Below are 21,712 nucleotides of genomic sequence, written 5' to 3'. Positions count from 1 at the left end.
CGCGTGGCGCGGCGTTGATATCAGCGTAGTCGAATACACAAACCACTGCCCCGCCAGGGTGGCGGGGCAGTGGGGTAGGCGGAGCCGGGAAAGGCTAGCGGCGTTCGAGCAGCAAGGCGTAATCGAGCAGTACCTCGGCGCTCTCGAGCAGCTTGGCGCGCTCGGCGGGCTCGCTCTCCTCTTCGGCCTCGCCGCGGGCGTCGACCCAGTCGTCGAGCAGCTCGAGGCCGAGGGCGCGGCGGCGATCATTCTCGAGGCCGAGCTGGCGCCCCTCCAGTTCTTCCATCTCGCGCTGGCGCTGCTCGCGGTTGAGGCTGACGCTGGTCTGCTCTTCGCGCAGCTCGCGGGCCAGCTCGGCCTGGGACTCGAGGTAGATGAAGTTGGGGTGAGTCTCGACCCGCTCGCGATGGCGCGCACTCAGCTCTTCGAGGTAGCGCCATGGCTCGCCGTAGTTGCGGTACTGCACGGCGCGCACGGTGTCCCACTCCAGCGCGTTGTCGAGGGCGCTCTCGCCGATGATCTCGGGATCGAGCAGGCTGGGGAAGACGATGTCCGGTTCCACGCCGCGGTGCTGGGTGCTCTCGCCGGAGATGCGGTAGAACTTGGCGCGGGTCAGCTTGACCTGGCCGTGGCTGAGGTCGTTGATGGTCTGTACCGTGCCCTTGCCGAAGGTGCGGTTGCCGAGCACCACGCCGCGGCCGTAGTCCTGGATGGCGCCGGCGAAGATCTCCGATGCCGAGGCCGACAGGCGATTCACCAGCACGCCCAGGGGGCCCTCGTAGAGACTGCCGCTCTCGGTGTCGCCGTAGAGGCTGATGCGGCCGCGAGCGTCGCGTACCTGAACGGTGGGACCGCGGTCGATGAACAGGCCGATCAGCGAGTTGGCTTCCTGCAGGGCGCCACCGCCGTTGTTGCGCAGGTCGAGGACGATGCCATCGACGCCCTGCTCCTTGAGCGACTCGACCTCGCGGGCCACGTCGCGGGTGGTGCTGCGATACTCGTCCTCGCCGGCCTGCCAGGCGTCGAAATCGACGTAGAAGGTCGGGATCTTGATCACCCCGATCCGATGGTCGCGGCCGTCACGGCGGATGTCGACCACTTCGCTGCTGGCCGCCTGGTCCTCCAGGTTGACGGTGTCGCGGGTGATCTCCACCACCCGCGAGCGGGTCATGTCGACGGCCTGGGCGGGCACCACGTCGAGACGCACCACCGAGCCCTTGGGCCCGCGGATCAGGTCGACCACTTCATCGAGGCGCATGCCGATGACGTTGACCATCTCCTCTTCGTCCTCCTGGCCGACGGCGATGATGCGGTCGGCGGGCTCGAGCACGCCGGCGCGCTCGGCGGGGCCGCCGGGCACCAGGCTCGATACCTTGACGTACTCGCCTTCGCTCTGCAGCAGCGCGCCGATGCCTTCCAGCGACAGCCGCATCTGGATATCGAAGGATTCGCCCTGGCGCGGCGACATGTATTCGGTATGCGGGTCGATGGTGCTGGTCATGGCGGCCATGAACAGACCGAAGACGTCTTCGCTGTTGGTCTGGCGCACCCGCGACAGCTGGCCTTCGTAGCGCTGGCGCAGGTTGTCGATGACCTGTTCGTCGTCGAGGTCATTGAGGTGCTGGCTGAGGGCGGCATTCTTGAGCCGCTTGTGCCATAGCTCGTCGAGCTCGTCCTGGCTGTCGGCCCAGGGCGCTTCCTCACGGTCGAGCTCGAGGCGGTCTTCGTCGTCGTAGGTGTAGTTCAGGCCCTCGTCGAGGCGGTCGAGAATCCAGTTGAGACGCGACTCCAGGCGCTGCTGGTAGCGCTGGTGGAGGGCGAAGACCGGTTCCAGCTCACCGTCGTAGAGCACGTTGTCGAGCTGGCCCTCGAGGTCGCGAAATTCATCCACATCGGCCTGGGTCAGATAGGCGCGCTGTCCGTCGAGGACGTCCAGGTAACGCTGGAAGGCCTCTCGCGACCAGGCCTTGCCGAGGCTGACATCGGCATAGTGGCCATAGCGTAGCGATTCGGCAACCTCGGTGGCAGCCTGACGTTGTGCGTCGGAGGGCTCGGGTTGGGCATGTATGGCGGTGCTTATCGTCAGCACCAGCACAAGGGCACTCAATTGCCGAATGGCTGCAATCAGGCTCATCAATGAAGCACTCCCGGTTTCATGTACACTTCTTCCCTAGACCAGCGTCCGGCACCTGAGTTGCCATGGCCGAGCCGGCATTGTAGCAGCCTGCGTCTCCAGACACAGACTCTTGGATGAGGATGATCATGCCCCACGACCCTACATTGGAACGATTGTTGTCCTTTCTGCAAGCATCTCCGACGCCATGGCACGCCACGACCAATATGGCGCGGCGTCTTGAGCGTGCCGGCTACCGTCGCCTTGAAGAGACACAGGCCTGGCAGCTCAGCCCCGGAGAGCGGGTCTATGTGACCCGCAACGACTCCTCGATCATCGCCCTGCAGCTCCCCAGCGAGCCGCTCAGCGCGCTGCGCATGATCGGTGCGCACACCGACAGCCCGGGGCTGCGTCTAAAGCCCCATGCGGCGCTGCAACAGCAGGGCTGGCTGCAACTTGGGGTGGAAGTATACGGCGGGGCGCTGCTGGCGCCGTGGTTCGATCGCGACCTGGGGCTCGCTGGCCGCGTCCACCTTCGCCGTGAAGATGGGCGCCTGCAGGGGGTGTTGCTCAACGTCGAGCGGCCGGTGGCGATCGTGCCGAGTCTGGCGATCCATCTCGACCGCGAGGCCAATAACGGCCGCGCCATCAACCCGCAGACCCAGATGGCGCCGGTAGTGATGCAGGGCGCCGAAGAACCTGGGCTGGCGCCGCTGCTGGGTCGCTGGCTCTACGAGCAGCATGGCCTGGAGAAGGCCGAGGTGCTGGATTTCGAACTGGCGCTCTATGATACCCAGCCGCCGGCGCGGGTCGGTGTCAACGGCGAGCTGATCGCCAGTGCCCGCCTCGACAACCTGCTGTCGTGTTTCATCGGGCTAGAGGCGCTGCTCGACTCTGACGGTCGCCAGGGCGCCGTGCTGGTGGCCAACGACCATGAAGAAGTCGGCAGTGCCAGTGCCTGCGGCGCGCAGGGGCCGTTCCTGGCCGACGTGCTGCGCCGGGTCTGCGAGCAGCTCGGCACGCCGGGTGAAGAGTCGTTCGTCCGGCTGATACAGGCATCGCGGATGATCTCCTGCGACAACGCCCATGCGCTGCATCCCAATTTCGCCGACAAGCACGATGCCGCCCACGGCCCGGCGATCAACGGCGGGCCGGTGATCAAGGTCAATGCCAACCAGCGCTATGCCACCAACAGCGCCACCGCGGCGATGTTCCGCGAGCTGTGCCGCGAGGTCGGGGTGCCGGTACAGACCTTCGTGACCCGCGCCGACATGGGCTGCGGCAGTACCATCGGTCCGCTTACCGCCACCGAGCTCGGCGTGCCGACGCTGGACGTGGGCGTCGCCCAGTGGGGCATGCACTCGATTCGTGAGACCGCCGGCAGCCGCGATGTGGCGCATCTGATCCGCGCCCTCAAGGCGTTCGTCAATCGCCCTACGCTGTACTGATCCCCTCACGTCAGCGGCAGGGCCCGCCATGGGCCGCGCGCCTTCAGGCGCTCGCGCAGTAGCGCCGCGAGCGCCTCCACGGCCGGGCGCGAGGCCGCCTCGATATGCTGTGCCATGTGCAGGCTCGCTTCGCAGGGGCGCAGCGGCGGTAACCCCTCGTCGGCGCCCAGCTCGCGCATCGCCGGTGTCAGCCGCTCGCGGTCGATGACGCTGATCGCCAGCCCCGCCTCGACGGCCGTTTCCACCGCATGAATGCTGGTGCTGGTGAACACCGCATGCCAGGCGGTGCCGGCCGCCTCCAGCGACTGGGTAGCGAGCTCGCGGTAGGGGCAGTCCACCTCATGCAGTGCCAGCGGCACGCTGGGGCGCTGGGTGAGATCCCCGCTGCGCGGGCCGGCCCACACCGGTGAGGTTTGCCACAGCGGCTCGCCGTCGGGCAGACGGTGAGGGCGGTCTAGTACCACCGCCAACGATAGCTGGGAGCGAGTGAGCTGGCGCGCCAGCTCACCGCTGGTGGCGGTCACCGCCTCCAGCAGCACATCGGGGTGGTGGGCCATGAATTCTGGTAGGACACCGGTGAGCAGCTCCCTGGCGTAGTCCTCGGGGAGGCCGAGCTTGATCTTGCCCGCCAGCCTGCGTCCGGTGAAACGGGACAGCATCGCATCGTGCAGGCGCAGCAGCTCGCGTGACTCCTGGAGCAGCGCCTCGCCGGTGGCGGTGGGCGTTACGCCTCTGGGGCCGCGCTCCAGAAGCCGTGCCCCCAATGCCTGCTCCAGGCGCTTGATCTGCATGCTGATGGCACCCAGGGTGCGGTGTCGCTCCTCGGCGGCCGCCGCCAGCGAACCGAGCCTGGCCGCGGCGTGGAAGCTGCGCAGCAGTTCGAGGTCCAGCGTGGCTGCCAAGACTTCAGGCATGTTGAAGGCTCCATCAAGGTGATTTCGATTTATTAAAGCCCTGGCGGGGCGCAGGATCAAGGCCCATTCACCGAGAGAGGCCCTGCATATGCCCCCCGCGCTGATTTCCTTGGTCTGCGCCATCGGCTTCGTGGTGTGCTGGAGTTCCGGCTTCGTCGGCGGCCGACTGGCGATGGGCGCATCGATGCCGATTCTGGCGCTGTTCGCCTGGCGCTTCCTGTTCGCCAGCCTGATCACCGGGCTCTTGTGGTGCTGTACCCGGCGCCAGCGGCTGCCGACCGCGGCGCTACTGGCCGAGGCCGGTATCGGTGCGCTGACCATGGGCGGCTACCTGCTGGGGGTGATCCTGGCCCTGCAGTTCGGCGTCAGCACCGGGCTGACGGCACTGGTGGCGGCGCTGCAGCCGCTGCTGGCCGCGGCGCTGGCCGGACGCTGGCTGGGGGAGCGCCTCGGCGTCCAGGGTTGGCTGGGCATGCTGCTGGCGACCCTCGGGGTGGCGGTGTGCGTCGTCGACGATATCAACGGCGCCCAGGCGGCGCCGCTCTGGGCCTATACGCTGCCGCTACTCTCGGTGGTCTCGGTGACCCTGGGCAGTTTTCTCAGCGTGCGCCGCGCCACGCCGCTGCCGATGGCGGCGACGCTGACGGTGCAGCTGTGGGCAGCCACCCTGATCTTCACCCTGGCGGCGCTGATCGCCGGCCAGGGGCGGCTGGCGCTGCCGGTGCTGGACGGCATTACCCTGAGTGCCATCGCCTGGCTGATCGTGCTCTCGAGCCTCGGCGGCTATGGCTTTTTCGTGGCCTGCCTGCGGCGACTGGGGGTGACCCAGACCTCGACGCTGGTCTACCTGACGCCGCCGGTCACCCTGGTATGGGCAGCGCTGATGTTCGGCGAGCTGCCGGGGCGCCACGGCCTGCTGGGCATGCTGGTCGCCCTGCTGGGGGTGGTGATCGCACTGTGTCGCCTGAGTCCGACGCATACGAAAAACCCCGCTGCCGGAGCAGCGGGGTAATCGATTCGTGGTGGCTACGCCCTGATTCGAACAGGGGACCCCATCATTATGAGTGATGTGCTCTAACCAGCTGAGCTACGTAGCCAACGGGGGCGAATCATACGGGTAAGGGCATGATCCGTCAATCATTTTCTGCTTAGACATTGAAGCGGAAGTGGATCACGTCGCCGTCCTTGACCACGTACTCCTTGCCCTCCAGGCGCCACTTGCCGGCGTCCTTGGCGCCCTGCTCGCCGCCCAGTTCGACGTAGTCGTCGTAGCCGATCACCTCGGCGCGAATGAAGCCCTTCTGGAAGTCGGTATGGATCACGCCGGCCGCCTCCGGGGCGGTGGCGCCGACCTTCACCGTCCAGGCGCGGACTTCCTTGACCCCGGCGGTGAAGTAGGTCTGCAGGTCGAGCAGCGCATAGCCGGCACGGATCACGCGGTCGAGGCCGGGCTCGTCCATGCCCATCTCGTCGAGGAACATGGCGCGCTCCTCGTCATCCAGCTCGGCGATCTCGGCCTCGATCTGGTTGCATACCGGCACCACCACGGCGTTTTCCTCGGCGGCGATCTCGCGCACCACGTCGAGGTAGGGGTTGGCCTCGAAGCCATCTTCGTTGACGTTGGCGATGTACATGGTCGGCTTGAGGGTCAAGAAGCCGAAACTCTTGAGCTGTCTCTTCTCGTCGCTATCGAGGCCGACGCTTCTCAGCGGCAGGCCTTCGGCAAGGTGCGGCTGGATGCGGTCGAGAATTGCCTTGGTGGCGATGGCGTCCTTGTCGCCGCCCTTGGCGATTTTGGTCAGGCGCTGAATGGCGCGCTCGACGGTATCCAGGTCGGCCAGCGCCAGCTCGAGGTTGATGGTCTCGATGTCGTTGCGCGGGTCGATCTGATTGGCGACGTGGATGACGTTGTCGTTGTCGAAGCAGCGCACCACGTGGGCAATGGCCTGGGTCTCGCGGATATTGGCCAGGAACTTGTTGCCGAGGCCCTCGCCCTTGGAGGCACCGGCCACCAGGCCGGCGATATCGACGAACTCCATGGTGGTGGGCAGCACCTTCTGCGGTTTGACGATCGCCGCCAGCTTGTCGAGGCGCGGATCGGGCATCGGCACGATACCGACGTTGGGCTCGATGGTGCAGAATGGGAAGTTCTCGGCGTCGATACCGGACTTGGTCAGTGCGTTGAAGAGGGTGGACTTGCCGACGTTGGGCAGGCCGACGATACCGCAGTTGAAACCCATTGGAGCATCCTGAAAAGTGTTCGAAAGTGACGATTGGCCGGTATTCTACGGCAAGCTGGCAGGAGCGCCCAGCATTCAGCCCTTGAAGCTGTGCAGCCGATTCATGGCCCGGGCCCAGTCGCCGCTGATGGCGTCGGGCAGGGTGGCTTCGATTTCGCCGAGGGCGGCGTCGATGGCGCTGCGCTCGGCCTTGCCGGGACGCCCCAGCACGTAGTTGACCACCTGGCCGGCTTCGCCGGGGTGGCCGATGCCGATGCGCAGGCGGTGGAACGATTTGTCGTTGCCCAGTGCGCTGATGATATCGCGCAGGCCGTTATGTCCCCCGTGGCCGCCGCCGCTCTTGTAGCGCGCGGTGCCGGGGGCGATGTCGAGCTCGTCATGGGCTACCAGTAGCTCGTCCGGGGCGATCTTGAAGAACTGGCACAGCGCCGCGACGGCGCCCCCGCTGCGGTTCATGTAGGTTTGCGGGTTGAGCAGGTGCAGTTCGTGGCCGGCGAGCACGACCTTGGCGTAGTAGCCGAGGAACTTGCGTTCGGCACGCAGCGGCGTGTGGTGGTCCTTGGCGAGCGCCTCGACCAGCCAGGCGCCGGCGTTATGGCGCGTCTCCGTGTACTTGTCACCGGGATTGCCGAGTCCGATGAGCGCCTTGACCTGAGGCATGTCGCGGGTCCTCCTTGAACAGTGCAGGCAAAAAAAATCAAGCGCCGAAGCGCTTGATCGTACCTCACGGGGACACCCTCGAGGGAGGGTGTCCCGGACGCGATCCGATTACTCGGACTTGTCCTCGTCTTCAGCGCTGTCACCTTTGGTTTCAGGCGCTTCCGGGGCTTCCGGTGCTTCGTCGTCTTCCTCGACGCGCACCTTGGCCTTGGTGATGCTGACGATGGCGTTGTCGTGATCCTCGCCGTGGGTCAGGGCGACGACGGTCACGCCGGCCGGTACCTTGAGGTCGGACAGGTGCAGGGTAGTGCCCAGCTCGACGTCGGTGATGTCGATCTCCAGGTACTCCGGCAGGTCCTTGGGCAGGCAGCTGATTTCCACTTCGTTGTTGAGCACGTGGAGCTCGCCGTCCTGGTCCTTGATCGCCGCGCACTGGTCTTCACCGACCACGTGCAACGGCACGTTGAGGGTGATCTCGTGGGTGGCATCGACACGCATGAAGTCGGCGTGGGTGACCAGCGGCTTGTAGGGGTGACGCTGAAGGTCACGCACCACGACCTGCTGCGACTTGCCTTCCACCTCGAGATTGATCAGCGAGGAGAAGAACGACTCGTCTTCGATCGCCTTGTAGAAGGCGGTCTTGTCCACCGCGATGGACTCAGGCGCCGCTTCACCACCGTAGATGATGGCCGGCACCTGCTGGTTCGCACGACGCAGGCGGCGGCTCGCACCTTTCCCCAGGTCGTTACGAACGCTGGCAGTAAGAGTGAAATCTGACATTGGGTATAACCTCATGGTTAATCAAGAGAACGCCACTGCCCGCGACCAGACGAGTGGCGCCCTCGGAGCCCGGCGGTGCCGGGCACGTATCCGCGCGCTGTGCCGTGACGGCTGTCAGTGGAACATCGCGCTGACGGATTCTTCGTTGCTGACCCGGCGGATCGCTTCGGCGATCAGGCCGGCCACCGACAGCTGGCGGATCTTGCCGCTGCGGCGGGCGGTTTCGGACAGCGGGATGGTATCGGCGACCACGACTTCGTCGAGCACCGAGCCCATGATGTTGTCCACCGCCGGGCCCGATAGGATCGGGTGAGTGGCGTAGGCCACCACGCGGCGAGCGCCGTGCTGCTTGAGCGCTTCGCCGGCCTTGCACAGGGTGCCGGCGGTATCGATCATGTCGTCCACCACCACGCAGGTGCGGTCCTGGATCTCGCCGATGATGTGCATCACCTGGGCCTGGTTGGCCTGGGGGCGACGCTTGTCGATGATGGCGAGATCGGCATTGAGCTGCTTGGCGATGGCCCGGGCGCGGACCACGCCGCCCACGTCCGGCGAGACCACCACCAGGTCGTCGTAATTCTGGCGCTCGATGTCGTCGAGCAGGATCGGCGAGCCGTAGACGTTGTCCACCGGCACGTCGAAGAAGCCCTGGATCTGGTCGGCGTGCAGGTCCATGGTCATGACCCGGTCGACGCCGGCCTTGACCATCATGTCGGCGACCACCTTGGCCGAGATCGGCACGCGGGCGGAGCGTACCCGGCGATCCTGGCGAGCGTAGCCGAAATAGGGCACCACCGCGGTGATGCGTGCCGCCGAGGCGCGCCGCAGGGCATCCACCATCAGGATCAGTTCCATCAGGTTGTCGTTGGTCGGCGCGCAGGTGGACTGCAGGATGAAGACATCCTTGCCGCGCACGTTCTCATTGATTTCGACCGCGATTTCACCATCGCTGAACTGGCCGACCGTCGCATGGCCGAGGCGGTTATCGAGTCCTTCGGCAATCTTGCGGGCGAGTTCGGGATTGGCATTCCCGGCGAAAACCATCAGTTTTGACACGCGCAGCCACCTTTTGGGGAGTCTTGGGTCTCGTTCAGGGATGCATCTGGCCTGGGAGATAGGAGGGAATGGCTGGGGTACCAGGATTCGAACCTGGGAATGCCGATACCAAAAACCGGTGCCTTACCACTTGGCTATACCCCAGCAACCTTTCCGCTTGCTCCCCGCGTCAGCACGACGCGTCGGGCCATCAGGAGGCAGTCGCGCTGCCTGTATAATATCCCAGTGCCGCATGAAGGGGAGAAACGTTATGACCACGAGCCTTGAAGGCCTGCCAGTCATGGCGTATTCGCCGCAAAATGCTATCGGCTTGCGTTTCGCTCGTCAATCGGGCGAAGAGGCAGGCGCCGGTACCGGTCAGCATGGTCGGTGCCTGGCCCGCGAGCCAGTCGATGGCGCGGGCAACCTCGGGATACAGCGTGCGCACCGTGGTTTCGCAGTCATTGCGCCACGTTGCCGCCCCCTGCAGTGCGCGCGCCATACTAATGGGGGGGGTGTTGCGTGTCAATTGCGGGGCCTGGAACACCGCCGGGGTCGAGACCGCTACGCCGGGATGAATCACCACGAACCAGGGCGTGTCCAGCTCGACCGGGGTGAGCCGTTCGCCGATGCCCTCGGCCCAGGCGGCGCGGCCGCGCACGAACACCGGCACGTCGGCTCCCAGTGTCAGGCCAAGAGCGGCCAGGCGCTGCTCACCGAGATCCAGCCCCCACAGGCGGTCGAGTGCCAGCAGGGTGGTCGCGGCGTCCGAGCTGCCGCCGCCCAGGCCGCCGCCCAGCGGCAGGCGCTTGTCGAGGTGGATATCGGCGCCCAGCGCGCAGCCGCTGTCGCGCTGCAATAGCCGGGCGGCGCGCACGATCAGGTTGTCGCGATCGGCCACCCCGGCTAGTGCAGGGCTCAGGTGGATCGCGCCGTCCTCGCGGCAGCGAAAGCGCAGCTCGTCGCCGTGGTCGAGGAACTGGAACAGCGTCTGCAGCTCATGATAGCCGTCGGCGCGCCGTCCGGTGATGTGCAGCATGCGGTTGAGCTTGGCCGGTGCCGGTAGTACCAGCTCGCTGGCCTCACTCACCGCTCTCCTCCAGCCGCCACTCGTTGACCACCAGGGTCACGCGAATCTCGTCGAAGGTCATGATCAGCCGGCGCGGCAGCCACAGCGTCTCGGTGTCGATCCAGTCGCGGTACTCGATCTCCCAGCCGTCCTGGCGCAGCAGCTCTGGAAAGCCCTGGTCGTCGTGGTCCAGGTCGTGGCGGCTGTCGGGGTCGGGCAGGCCACGCACCCAGTGGTCGAGGGCCGATACCGGCAGCGCCCAGCCGAGCTGCTCTTCCATCAGCGCCTCGGGGCTCTCGGCCTCGAAACGGCCCTGGTTGGTGGTCAGGCTGACCTGGCCGTCGCGGCCTTCGAGAATGCTGGTGCCGGCGCCGAACGGCCCGCTCAGCAGCAGGCGGTAATAGTGAGGGCGCTGCAGCCAGTCGAGGTTGGCGGTGGTCGAATCGCCGGGCGCGCGGATGCCGACCCGGCCGGCCAGTCGCCAGCGCTCCAGCGCTTCCACGGCGCTGCGCTGCTCGCCCCACTCGCCGCGTTCGGCGAGGGCGTCGGGATCCGGGGCGCGCGTGGCGCAGCCAGCCAGGATCAACAGGGTGAGTATCAGTGCCAGCGACGTCACTGTCTGGTTGGGCTTCATTATCGGGGGGCTTCCTTTGGTCGATTGACTGACACGGATCACTGACGATGCAGGCTGAGATGCCGGGTTAGGGCTCGGGGGACAGCTCGGGGCGACGCTCGAGGAGCTCGTCGACCACCGGGCGATCGTCAAAACGGGCATAGGCTTCGCGGATCACGTCGCGGGCCTCTTCTTCACGACCCAGTTCCCACAGCACCTCGGCAAGGTGGGCGGCGATCTCCTGGTCGGGCATGCGGGCATAGGCGCGCTCCAGATAGGGTAGGGCGCGCTCGTCGTCGCCGAGGCGATGATAGCCCCAGCCCATGCTGTCGAGGATCGCCGGGTTGTCCGGTGCCAGCTGATAGGCCCGCTCGACCAGTGCCATGCCCTCTGCGGTGCGCTCGGTGAGATCCACCAGGGTGTAGCCCAGCGCGTTGAGGGCCATGGCATGGTTGGGGTCGTTGTCGATGATGCGCCGCAGATCGCGCTCCATGGCCTCCAGGTCGCCGTCGTTGAAGGCGCGCATGGCACGCAGATAGAGCAGCTCGTCGCTGTCGGGAGTCGCCTCGAGCTGCTGTTCGAGCAGCTCGTCGGCGTCGGCGTCGAGACCGCGCTGGTCGAGCAGTTCGACCTCCAGGGCGGCGAGGCTGGCGGCCTCGTCGTCGTGGCGCAGGCGCTCGATGCGCAGGAAGGCGCGAGCATCGGGCAGGCGCTCGTCATCCATCAGCATGCGGGCGGCGAACAGTCGCGCCTGGAGGAAGTGCTCGCCGGGGGGAACTTGACGGTAGTAGAGCAGGGCGTTGTCGACCTCGCCCTCCTCTTCGGCGATGGCGCCGAGCAGGGTGAAGGCCAGCGACGGGGTGTCGTCGCCGCTGACCAGCGGCAGCAGCAGCCGCCGCGCCGGCTCAGGGTAGTCCTCGTCGAGATACAGCTGGGCCAGCGCCAGGCGCAGGTCGTCACTGGCACCGTGGCGCTCGAGCAGGGCGTCGGTCTGGGCTTCGGCGGCTTCGACGTTGCCCAGCATCAGTTCGCTCTGCGCCAGCATCAGGATGAAACGGCCATCGTCCGGCGAGATCTCCAGGCCGCGCTGCGAGGCGTCGCGGGCGGCAGCGGCATCGCCGCGGTCGAGGGCCAGGCGGGCACGGGTCAGCCACAGCTCCGGGAGCTCGGCGTGGCTGTCGTCGAGGCTGTCGAGGCGCCGCTGGGCGCGGTTGGGCTGGCCGCTTGCCGCCTCGAGCAGGGCCGTGGCCAGCACCGCATCGTGATGCTGGGTGCGCGAGGTGTCGACGACCTCGAGATGCTCGAGCATCAGGTCGAGCAGCGGCGGCAGGTTGGCGCCGGCGTCGATGGCCTGCTCGACGAAGTTGGTCAGCTCGGCGTGGCCGCCGCGTCTGGCCAGTGACAGGCGTTGCTCGAGGCCGTCCTGCCAGTCGCCGCGCTGCATGGCGAGCCCTGAGAGCAGTCGTGCCGGGGCTTCGGCCTCCGGCGCCAGCTCGCGCCAGCGCCGTGCCGTGGTCTCGAACAGCGCGGGATCGTCGCTGAAGCGCGCGGCGAGGGCGGCGCGCTCGATCAGCGCAACCGACTGATAGCGCTCGGCCATGGCCAGGAAGCCTTGGCTGGCGGTGCGGTAGTCGCCGCGCTGGCCGGCGAATTCCGCGGTCAACAGCGCGGCCAGGCCTTCGCCATCCAGCCCGCGCTCGATGGGTGGCGCCGAGGCCATGGGATCATCCTGCTCGGCGAAAGGCGTCACCGCAGTACTCTGGCAGGCGGCCAACAGCAGCGTTGCAGCGGCCGTCACAGCGGTGAGGGGTAATCGTGCTGGCATGATGATCTCGCTTCCAGAGCCGAGGGCTCAGCATAAACGCCTTGCGAGTCGGCAGCAAAGCCATCTCGGGGAGTGCCCGCGTCTCGGGCTGTGGTAGAATGCGCTGTCTTAATGGACAGGTTTGACCGTGACGAGTTCGCCGTTCCCCCTAGCGAAGACGCTGACTGCATGACGCTTCTGGCCCTTGGAATCAATCATAAGACCGCTGCCGTGGAGGTCCGCGAGCAGGTGGCATTCACGCCCGCGCAGCTGGAGGCGGCGCTCGCTGAGCTGCGCGCCTTGCCGGGGATTGCGGAGGCGGCGGTGCTATCCACCTGTAACCGCACCGAGCTCTACTGCGTCACCGACAGTGAAGGCGAAGGCCGGATTCTCGACTGGTTGGGCCGTTTCCACGGCCTGGGTGTCGAGGATCTGTCGCGCTGCGCCTATCACTATCTCGACCACGACGCCGCGCGCCACCTGATGCGGGTGGCCGTCGGGCTCGACTCGATGGTGCTCGGCGAGCCGCAGATTCTTGGCCAGCTCAAGGACGCCTACCAGGCAGCGCGCCAGCATCGCGGGCTGGGGGGCGAGCTGGAGCGGCTGTTCCAGCACACCTTCGCGGTGGCCAAGCAGGTGCGCACCGAGACCGGTATCGGCGAGAATCCGGTGTCGGTGGCCTACGCCGCGGTGAGCATGGCCAGCCATATCTTCGATGACTTCTCCCACTCCCGCGCGCTGCTGATCGGCGCCGGGGAGACCATCGAACTGGTGGCCCGCCACCTGCACGAGGCCGGCGTGCGCGAGCTGGTGGTGGCCAATCGCACCCGCGAGCGCGCCGAGCGCTTGGCCAGTGAGTTCGGTGGCACCGCGATCACCCTCAACGAGATCCCCCACGCCCTGGAGCGCGCCGATATCGTGATCTCCTCGACCGCCGCGCCGCTGCCGATTCTCGGCAAGGGCATGGTCGAGCGGGCGCTGAAAAAGCGCCGTCATCGACCGATCTTCATGGTCGATATCGCCGTGCCCCGGGATATCGAGCCACAGGTCGGCGAGCTGTCGGACATCTTCCTGTACACCGTCGACGATCTCCACGAGGTCATCGAGGAGAATCGCCGTCACCGCCAGGTGGCCGCCGATCAGGCCGAGTCGCTGATCGAACATGGCGTAGGCAGTTGGCAGCACGAGCGGCGGGTGCGCGGTGCCGGCCAGCTGATTCGCCGCTACCGCGAGCAGGGTGAGGGCATCCGCGCCGAGGCCGAGGCCCAGGCACTGGCCCAGCTGGCCAAGGGTGAGGACCCGCAGCGGGTGGTGTCGCGCTTGGCCAGTCAGCTCGCCAACCGTCTGATGCACGGCCCCACCCTGCGCCTGCGCGAGGCCTCCGGTGCCGAGCGGCATGACGTCGTCGCCGCCGCCGAGGCGCTGCTGATCGACCCCTCGGCGCCGTCCCAGGACGCCTAGCCGGCCCAAGCCCGACCCGGCAGCGCCGGGCGCTTCGTTTCACCACTACAGGATCGTCAATGAAAGCCACACTGCGCCAGCGTCTGGAATCCTTCCATGAACGGTTCGAGGAGCTCTCCGCCCTGTTGGCCGAACCCGAGGTGATCGGTGACCAGAAGCGCTTTCGCGACTACTCGATGGAGTATGCCGAGCTCGATGACCTGGTCACGACCTGGCGCCAATACCGTAGCGTGGAGGCCGACGTCGAGGGCGCCGAGCAGCTGACCGGCGATAGCGACCCCGAGATGCGCGAGCTGGCCGAGCTGGAGTTGGCCGAGGGCCGCGAGCGGCTCGCCGCGCTGGAGGAGGAGCTCAAGCGGCTGCTGGTGCCCAAGGATCCCGACGACGGGCGCAGCGTATTCCTCGAAGTGCGCGCCGGCACCGGCGGCGATGAGGCGGCGCTGTTCGCCGGTGACCTGTTTCGCATGTATTCGCGCTACGCCGAAAAGCGCGGCTGGCGCGTCGAGGTGGTCAGCGCCAGCCACGGCGAGCAGGGCGGCTACAAGGAGATCATCTCGCGGGTCAAGGGCGACGGCGTCTATGCGCGGCTCAAGTTCGAGTCCGGCGCGCACCGCGTGCAGCGGGTGCCGGCCACCGAGTCCCAGGGGCGCATCCACACCTCGGCCTGCACCGTGGCGGTGATGCCCGAGGCCGATGCGGTGGGCGATATCGACATCAACCCCAGCGACCTGCGCGTCGACACCTTCCGCTCCAGCGGCGCCGGCGGTCAGCACGTCAACACCACCGACTCGGCGATCCGTATCACCCACCTGCCCAGCGGCGTGGTGGTGGAGTGTCAGGAGGAGCGCAGCCAGCACAAGAACCGCGCCAAGGCGATGTCGCTGCTGGCCGCACGGCTCAAGCAGAGCGCGGTGGACAGCCAGCGCCAGCAGCAGGCCGACGCGCGGCGCTCGCTGGTCGGTTCCGGCGATCGCAGCGAGCGTATCCGCACCTATAACTTCCCCCAGGGGCGGATCACCGACCATCGCATCAACCTGACCCTCTACAAGCTGGGCGAGGTGGTCAGCGGCGAGCAGCTCGACGAGGTGATCGAGCCGCTGATTCACGAGTACCAGGCTGAGCAGCTGGCCGCCCTGCAGGAGGCGTGATGCGCATCGACGCACTGGCGGCGCGCGCCGCCCAGCGGCTGGCGGATAGCGGCTCGCCGAGCCCGCGGCTCGACGCCGAGGTGCTGCTGTGCCACGTGCTCGAGCGAGACCGTACCTGGCTCTACACCTGGGGTGATCGCGATATCGATGCCTGGTCGCGGGCGCGCTTCGAGGCGCTGCTGGCGCTGCGTGCCGGTGGCTGGCCGGTGGCCTACCTGACCGGCGAGCGCGAGTTCTGGGGGCTGCCCCTGGCCACCTCACCGGCTACCCTGATCCCGCGACCGGATACAGAGCGCCTGGTAGAGGCGGCGCTGGACAGGGCCACGGCAGACAGCGGGTCGCTGCTCGACCTGGGCACCGGGTCGGGCGCCATCGCCCTGGCCTTTGCCAGCGAACGCCCCGGCTGGCAAGCGGTGGGCGTGGATCGCGAGCCCGGCGCCGTGGCGCTGGCCCGCGCCAACGCCGAGCGCCTGGCGATCGCCAATGCACGCTTTTGCCAGAGCGACTGGTTCGCGGCGCTGGCCGGCCAGCGTTTCGCCTTGATCGTCGCCAATCCGCCCTATCTCGCTGCCGACGATCCGCATCTGTCTCAGGGTGACGTGCGCTTCGAGCCGCACTCGGCGCTGGTGGCGGCGGCGGCCGGCATGGCCGACCTGACGTGGCTGATCGACACGGCCCGCGAGCACCTGCTTCCCGGCGGCTGGCTGCTGCTGGAGCACGGCATGGCCCAGGGCGAGGCGGTGCGGTCGGCGCTCAACGGCGCGGGCTACCGGCAGGTCGAGACCCTCGACGATCTCGGCGGGCGCGAGCGGGTCAGCCTGGGCTGCGTTGACGGCTGAGTCGAGGGTTGGCTGGAGCGCCGATCGGCGACTGTGGTAATAGTAATGGGTGGGTATGCCGCTGCATGCTCTCGATCGCTGGCAAAAGCACCATATGCTGCTGTTTATTTCTTGTTATTCTAATTTTAACAGTGGATATTGCTGGCAAGTGCCAACTCAACTGCCATTGGCCGGATAGCATACGATAATGAAAGCCAAGACACGTTCGCTGGACCGTATCGACCTCAAGATCCTGCGCTGCCTGCAGGACAATGCACGTATCTCCTACGTCGACCTGGCCGCTCAGGTGGGGCTCTCCACTACGCCCTGCCTGGAGCGGGTCAAGCGCCTCGAGCGCTCGGGCATCATCCGCGGCTACAAGGCGGTGCTCGACCCCAAGGCGCTCAAGGCCAACCTGCTGGTGTTCGTCGAGATCAGTCTCGAGACCCAGTCGCCGGCGGTATTCGACGAGTTCCGTCGCGCGGTGAGCAAACTGCCGCAGATCCAGGAGTGTCACCTGGTGTCGGGGCAGTTCGACTATATCCTCAAGTGCCGGATTCCTGAAATGTCCGCCTACCGCCAGCTGCTCGGCGACGTGGTGTTGACCCTGCCCGGGGTCAAGGAGTCGAAGAGCTACGTGGTGATGGAGGAGGTCAAGGAGGAGTTCTCCCTGCACGTGCCGGATATCGAGGAACTCAGTGATAAGTGATGCCACCATGAACGACGAGGCGCTGCTGCGCTATAGCCGCCAGATCATGCTCGAGCCGATCGAGATCGCCGGCCAGGAGCGACTGCTGGCCAGTCACGCCCTGGTGATCGGCGCCGGTGGCCTGGGGTCGCCGGTGGCGCTCTACCTGGCTGCCGCCGGCGTTGGCCGCTTGACCCTGGCCGACGCGGATGTGGTGGAACTCTCCAACCTGCAGCGCCAGATCGCTCACGGCATGCATGACCTGGGCCGCAACAAGGCCCAGTCCGCCGCTGAGTCTGCCCAGGCGCTGAACCCCGGCTGCCGTATCGAGGTGCTCACCGAGCATCTCGACGGCGAGGCGCTGGCGCGGGCGGTGGCCGAGTGTGATCTGGTGATCGACTGTACCGACCGCTTCTCCAGCCGCTACGCCATCAACCGCGCCTCGCTGGCGGCGGGTAGGCCGCTGATTTCCGGGGCGGCGATCCGCTTCTCCGGTCAGTTGGCGGTGTTCGACCCGCGCGATCCCATGAGCCCCTGCTACGCCTGCCTGTACCCGCCCGGAGACGCAGGCGAGGCCGATGACGCGCTGCGCTGTGCCGAAAACGGCGTCGTGGCACCGCTGGTCGGCGTGATCGGCACCTTCCAGGCCCTCGAGGCGGTCAAGCTGCTGAGCGGCGCCGGCGACGTGCATCGGGGACTCTCCACCTTCGACGGTCTGCGCGGCGAGTGGCGCCACTTCAAGGTGCCCCGCGATCCCGGCTGTGCGGCCTGTGCGGTGCGCTGAGCCGGACCCCGCCCGTTCCCGTGCGGTATGACACTGCATGTGATCGACCATTCCACGTCTGTCGTTATTGAATACTTGACATGCCTTGGTGGTGTGATGGCAGACTGTAGGCCATGCTTAGCATCAGGAGGCAAGGTTTTGCCTTCGGGTGGTGAAAGAATTCAACAACAATAACCGGCGACACGATTCGCACGACAAGGAATTTCGCATGGCCGAGCCGACCTTCGAGGCCCCCGCATCCTACTACCGTGACAGCGTCAACGTGCGTCCCGACGCGAGCTTGCCGCTTACCGGCGAGCGCCGCGTCGACGTGTGCGTGATCGGCGCCGGGGTGACCGGCTGCTCCACGGCGCTGCACCTGGCCGAGCGCGGCTATTCGGTAGCGGTGCTGGAAGCCGGTGAGATAGGCTTTGGCGCCTCGGGGCGCAGCGGCGGGCAGATCCTGCCCGGCCTGGGCACCGACATCGCCACCGTGGAGAAGGCGCTGGGGCGGCCGCGGGCCCGCGAGATCTGGGAAATGAGCCGCGAGGCGGTCCGCCTGACCGCGGCGCTGGTCGAGCGCCATGCGATCCCCTGCGATCTGGCCTGGGGCTATCTCCACGCCGCGGTCAAGCCGCGCCACGTGCGCGAACTCCAGGACTTCCGCGACCGCCTGGCCCGCGACTACGACTACCAGGCGCTGAGCTGGCTGGAGGGCGATGCCCTGCGTGAGCGCGTGGTCAGCGACGCCTACCCCGGGGCGCTGTTCGAGAGCGAGGCCGGTCATCTACACCCGCTCAACTATACCCTGGGCCTGGCGCGTGCCGCAGAGCAGGCCGGGGCGGAATTCTATCCACACACCCCGGCGCTGGAGATCCAGCGCGGCGCACCGGTGCGCGTCGCCACCCCCCAGGGCGTGGTGATCGCCGAGAGCCTGGTGGTGGCCACCAACGCCTATCTGCGCGGCCTGGTCGCCGAGCTCGACGGCCGCATCATGCCGGCCGCCAACTACATGATCGCCACCGCACCGCTCAGCGAGGCCCAGGTCGCCCAGGTGCTGCCCCACAACGACGCCCTGTCCGACGCCAACTTCGTGCTCGACTACTACCGGCTGTCCGGCGACCGGCGGCTGATCTACGGCGGCGAGGTGAGCTACAACGGCCGCGAGCCACCCGGGCTCGAGGCGCGTATCGATGCCAAGATCGCGCGGCTGTTCCCGGTGCTGGCCGGGGTGCCCATCGAGTACCGCTGGGGCGGCGACGTGGCGATTACCCTCAATCGCGCGCCGGATTTCGGGCGCCTCGACACCAATCTCTATTACGCCCAGGGCTATTCCGGTCACGGCATGGCCCTGGCCGGCCTGGCCGGCCAGCTGCTGGCCGACACCATCGCCGGCCAGCATGAGCGCTTCGATATTTTCGCCGCCATGCCGCACCGTCGCTTCCCCGGCGGACGGCGTCTGCGCACGCCATTGCTGGTGCTGGCCACCCAGTACTACAAGCTGCGCGACAGGCTATGAAAGCACTACGCTTCGTCTACCGGCCCGTCGGGCGGTAGCCACCAAGAGGTTCCCATGAAAGATCTGGAAAGCTGGCTGAAAGAGCGACGCATCACCGAGGTCGAGTGCCTGGTCAGTGACATCACCGGTATCGCCCGCGGCAAGATCGCGCCGGTCTCCAAGTTCGTCGGCGAGAAGGGCATGCGTCTACCCGAGAGCGTGCTGCTGCAGACCGTGACCGGCGACTACGTCGAGGACGACATCTACTATTCGCTGCTCGACCCCGCCGACATCGACATGATCTGCAAGCCCGACATCAGCGCCGCCTATCCGGTGCCCTGGGCGCTGGAGCCCACCGCCCAGGTGATCCACGACTGCTTCGACAAGCAGGGCAACCCCATCGAGCTGTCGCCGCGCAACCAGCTCAAGAAGATCCTCAGGCTCTACGCCGACCAGGGTTGGCAGCCGGTGGTGGCGCCGGAGATGGAGTTCTACCTGACCAAGCGCTGCGAGGACCCGGACCTGCCGCTGCAGCCGCCGATCGGTCGCAGCGGGCGCCAGGAAACCGGCCGCCAGTCGTTCTCCATCGACGCCGCCAACGAGTTCGATCCGCTGTTCGAGGACATGTACGACTGGTGCGAGGAGCAGGGGCTGGATATCGATACCCTGATCCACGAAGAGGGCACCGCGCAGATGGAGATCAACTTCCGTCACGGCGACCCGCTGGTGCTGGCCGACCAGGTGTTCCTGTTCAAGCGCACCCTGCGCGAGGCGGCGCTCAAGCACGACGTGGCGGCGACTTTCATGGCCAAGCCGGTGACCAACGAGCCGGGCAGTGCCATGCACCTGCACCAGAGCGTACTCGACATCGCCAGCGGCGAGAGCGTGTTCGCCAACGCCGACGGCACCCACAGCGACCTGTTCCTGTGGCATGTCGGGGGCCTGCAGAAGTACATCCCCGAGGCGCTGCCGCTGATGGCGCCCAACGTCAACTCGTTCCGCCGCTTCCTGCCCGACACCTCGGCGCCGGTCAACGTCGAGTGGGGCGAGGAGAACCGCACCTGCGGGCTGCGCGTGCCGGATAGTTCGCCGCACAATCGGCGGGTCGAGAACCGCCTGCCCGGCGCCGACGCCAACGTCTATCTGGCGATCGCCGCCAGCCTGCTGTGTGGCTACATGGGCATGATCAAGCAGATCGCTCCCAGCGCACCGGTCAAGGGGCGTGCCTTCGAGCGGCGCAACCTGCGCCTGCCGTTCACTCTCGAGCAGGCGCTGGAGCGCATGGAGCACTGCCAGGAGCTGGAGGAGTACATGGGCCGCAAGTTCGTGCAGGGCTACGTGGCGGTGAAGCGGGTCGAGAACGAGAATTTCAAGCGCGTCATCAGCTCCTGGGAGCGCGAGTTCCTGCTGTTGAGCGTATGAGCATGCCGATCATCGAGCAGTAAGTGAAACCCAGCGTTGACGACCCTCCCGGGGGCTCCGGATACGCTAGCCAGGTGCCAGCCGCTGAGGCTGACGACAACAATCCGAAGAACGAGGTGCCACGATGTTTCGATATCACACGCTGTCGGTAGCGGTTGCCGCTGCCACCCTGGGGCTTACGGCCGTGGCGGCCCAGGCCAATGAAGTGCGGGTCTACAACTGGTCGGACTATATCGCCGAGGACACCCTCGAGCGCTTTACCGAGGAGACCGGGATCGAGGTCGTCTACGACGTCTACGACAGCAACGAGGTGCTGGAAGCCGCGCTGCTCTCGGGGCGCTCCGGCTACGACGTGGTGGTGCCCTCCAACCACTATCTGACGCGTCAGATCAGTGCCGGCGTGTACATGGAGCTGGACCACGACCAGATCCCCAACATGGCCAACCTCAACCCCGACCTGATGGATGACCTGGAGTATGTCGATCCGGGCAGCCAGTACTCGATTCCCTACATGTGGGGCACCAACGGCATCGGCTACAACCTCGAGCGGGTGACCGAGATCCTCGGCGACGATGCGCCGCTGGATTCCTGGGCGCTGATCTTCGACCCCGAGATCACCACCGCCCTCAACCAGGGCGGCTGCGGCATCTCGATGCTCGACTCCGGCGACGAGATGCTATCACCGGCCATGGCCTACCTGGGCCTGTCGCCGCTCTCCGAAGAGAGCGAGGACCTCGAGGCTGCCGGTGAACTGATCGCCGCGGTGCGCGACAACATCACCTACTTCCACTCCTCGCGGTATATCTCGGACCTGGCCAACGGCGATATCTGCGTGGCCGCCGGCTACTCCGGCGATATCTTCCAGGCCGCCGACCGTGCCGCCGAGGCGGGTCGCGACTTCACCATCGAGTACAGCATTCCCAAGGAGGGCGCGGCGCTGTGGTTCGACATGATGGCGATTCCCGCCGACGCACCGAATCCTGAGAACGCCCACGCCTTCATCAACTTCATCCTCGAGCCGGAGATCGCCGCCGCGATCACCGAGTACGTGGTCTACGCCAACCCCAACCTGGCCGCCAACGAGTACCTCGACCCCGAGATCCTCAACGATCCAGCGGTCTACCCCGACCAGGATGTGATGGACAACCTCTACGTGGCGGAAGAGAAGCCGCTCGCCGTCCAGCGCATGCGCACGCGGATCTGGAACCGCGTCAAGTCCGGCCAATAAGCCCGGCCTG

The 21,712-nt window shown here is 66.8% G+C and carries 19 protein-coding genes and 2 tRNA genes; 10 read left to right on the top strand and 11 right to left on the bottom strand.

Going from position 1 to position 21,712, the window contains the following annotated elements; genetic code table 11:
* Window positions 1-94: 94 nt before the first annotated feature.
* Complete coding sequence (locus tag BWR19_12615; protein APX93710.1) at window positions 95-2,134, bottom strand: tail-specific protease; 2,040 nt, start codon at window positions 2,132-2,134, stop codon at window positions 95-97.
* A gap of 128 nt (window positions 2,135-2,262) precedes the next feature.
* Here BWR19_12615 and BWR19_12610 point away from each other — a divergent pair, with 128 nt between their 5' ends.
* Window positions 2,263-3,561 carry a M18 family aminopeptidase gene (locus BWR19_12610; GenBank protein ID APX95015.1) on the top strand — a complete coding sequence of 433 codons (1,299 nt, stop codon included), beginning with the start codon at window positions 2,263-2,265 and terminating at the stop codon, window positions 3,559-3,561.
* Between the two features lie 5 nt (window positions 3,562-3,566).
* On the opposite strand, the gene BWR19_12605 is transcribed toward BWR19_12610, so the two are convergent.
* A complete protein-coding gene (locus tag BWR19_12605) occupies window positions 3,567-4,475 on the bottom strand; it encodes a LysR family transcriptional regulator (protein APX93709.1) in 909 nt (302 codons plus the stop codon).
* Window positions 4,476-4,563: 88 nt separating this feature from the next.
* Here BWR19_12605 and BWR19_12600 point away from each other — a divergent pair, with 88 nt between their 5' ends.
* The gene (locus tag BWR19_12600; protein ID APX93708.1) at window positions 4,564-5,487 is read left to right on the top strand and encodes a hypothetical protein; all 924 of its coding nucleotides are present in this window, start codon (window positions 4,564-4,566) and stop codon (window positions 5,485-5,487) included.
* Window positions 5,488-5,495: 8 nt separating this feature from the next.
* On the opposite strand, the gene BWR19_12595 is transcribed toward BWR19_12600, so the two are convergent.
* The 9 genes from BWR19_12595 to BWR19_12555 form a co-directional block, all read right to left on the bottom strand.
* Window positions 5,496-5,572: transfer RNA gene (locus tag BWR19_12595), tRNA-Met, on the bottom strand.
* 51 nt (window positions 5,573-5,623) lie between these two features.
* A complete protein-coding gene (locus BWR19_12590) occupies window positions 5,624-6,715 on the bottom strand; it encodes a redox-regulated ATPase YchF (GenBank protein ID APX93707.1) in 1,092 nt (363 codons plus the stop codon).
* A 75-nt stretch (window positions 6,716-6,790) separates the two neighbouring features.
* Window positions 6,791-7,375, bottom strand: a complete 585-nt coding sequence (locus BWR19_12585; protein ID APX93706.1) for an aminoacyl-tRNA hydrolase — start codon at window positions 7,373-7,375, stop codon at window positions 6,791-6,793.
* 108 nt (window positions 7,376-7,483) lie between these two features.
* Window positions 7,484-8,155, bottom strand: coding sequence for a 50S ribosomal protein L25/general stress protein Ctc (locus BWR19_12580; protein APX93705.1), 672 nt, complete (start codon window positions 8,153-8,155; stop codon window positions 7,484-7,486).
* A gap of 114 nt (window positions 8,156-8,269) precedes the next feature.
* On the bottom strand, window positions 8,270-9,199 hold the full coding sequence (locus BWR19_12575; protein APX93704.1) for a ribose-phosphate pyrophosphokinase: 930 nt from the start codon (window positions 9,197-9,199) through the stop codon (window positions 8,270-8,272).
* A gap of 81 nt (window positions 9,200-9,280) precedes the next feature.
* Window positions 9,281-9,355 (bottom strand) — tRNA-Gln (locus BWR19_12570).
* 46 nt (window positions 9,356-9,401) lie between these two features.
* Window positions 9,402-10,280: a 4-(cytidine 5'-diphospho)-2-C-methyl-D-erythritol kinase gene (locus BWR19_12565; GenBank protein ID APX93703.1), complete on the bottom strand. Its 879-nt coding sequence runs from the start codon at window positions 10,278-10,280 to the stop codon at window positions 9,402-9,404.
* Window positions 10,273-10,893: a lipoprotein localization factor LolB gene (locus tag BWR19_12560; protein ID APX93702.1), complete on the bottom strand. Its 621-nt coding sequence runs from the start codon at window positions 10,891-10,893 to the stop codon at window positions 10,273-10,275. The genes BWR19_12565 and BWR19_12560 overlap by 8 nt, the downstream gene beginning before the upstream one ends.
* A gap of 67 nt (window positions 10,894-10,960) precedes the next feature.
* A complete protein-coding gene (locus BWR19_12555; GenBank protein APX93701.1) occupies window positions 10,961-12,697 on the bottom strand; it encodes a hypothetical protein in 1,737 nt (578 codons plus the stop codon).
* Window positions 12,698-12,865: 168 nt separating this feature from the next.
* Here BWR19_12555 and BWR19_12550 point away from each other — a divergent pair, with 168 nt between their 5' ends.
* The 8 genes from BWR19_12550 (at window position 12,866) to BWR19_12515 (ending at window position 21,702) form a co-directional block, all read left to right on the top strand.
* The gene (locus BWR19_12550) at window positions 12,866-14,137 is read left to right on the top strand and encodes a glutamyl-tRNA reductase (protein ID APX93700.1); all 1,272 of its coding nucleotides are present in this window, start codon (window positions 12,866-12,868) and stop codon (window positions 14,135-14,137) included.
* A gap of 59 nt (window positions 14,138-14,196) precedes the next feature.
* Window positions 14,197-15,285, top strand: coding sequence for a peptide chain release factor 1 (locus tag BWR19_12545; protein APX93699.1), 1,089 nt, complete (start codon window positions 14,197-14,199; stop codon window positions 15,283-15,285).
* On the top strand, window positions 15,285-16,124 hold the full coding sequence (locus tag BWR19_12540) for a protein-(glutamine-N5) methyltransferase, release factor-specific (GenBank protein APX93698.1): 840 nt from the start codon (window positions 15,285-15,287) through the stop codon (window positions 16,122-16,124). The genes BWR19_12545 and BWR19_12540 overlap by 1 nt, the downstream gene beginning before the upstream one ends.
* A gap of 187 nt (window positions 16,125-16,311) precedes the next feature.
* Window positions 16,312-16,812, top strand: coding sequence for an AsnC family transcriptional regulator (locus BWR19_12535; protein APX93697.1), 501 nt, complete (start codon window positions 16,312-16,314; stop codon window positions 16,810-16,812).
* Between the two features lie 7 nt (window positions 16,813-16,819).
* Window positions 16,820-17,575: a molybdopterin-synthase adenylyltransferase MoeB gene (locus BWR19_12530; GenBank protein ID APX93696.1), complete on the top strand. Its 756-nt coding sequence runs from the start codon at window positions 16,820-16,822 to the stop codon at window positions 17,573-17,575.
* A gap of 208 nt (window positions 17,576-17,783) precedes the next feature.
* Window positions 17,784-19,073, top strand: coding sequence for an FAD-dependent oxidoreductase (locus BWR19_12525; GenBank protein APX93695.1), 1,290 nt, complete (start codon window positions 17,784-17,786; stop codon window positions 19,071-19,073).
* A 54-nt stretch (window positions 19,074-19,127) separates the two neighbouring features.
* Window positions 19,128-20,474, top strand: coding sequence for a glutamine synthetase (locus tag BWR19_12520; protein APX93694.1), 1,347 nt, complete (start codon window positions 19,128-19,130; stop codon window positions 20,472-20,474).
* Between the two features lie 124 nt (window positions 20,475-20,598).
* Window positions 20,599-21,702, top strand: coding sequence for a spermidine/putrescine ABC transporter substrate-binding protein PotF (locus tag BWR19_12515; protein APX93693.1), 1,104 nt, complete (start codon window positions 20,599-20,601; stop codon window positions 21,700-21,702).
* The last annotated feature ends 10 nt before the right edge of the window (window positions 21,703-21,712 follow it).

This window comes from Halomonas sp. 1513, assembly GCA_001971685.1.
Taxonomy (GTDB): Bacteria; Pseudomonadota; Gammaproteobacteria; order Pseudomonadales; family Halomonadaceae; genus Franzmannia.
This window is presented reverse-complemented; position numbering and strand designations above follow the sequence as displayed.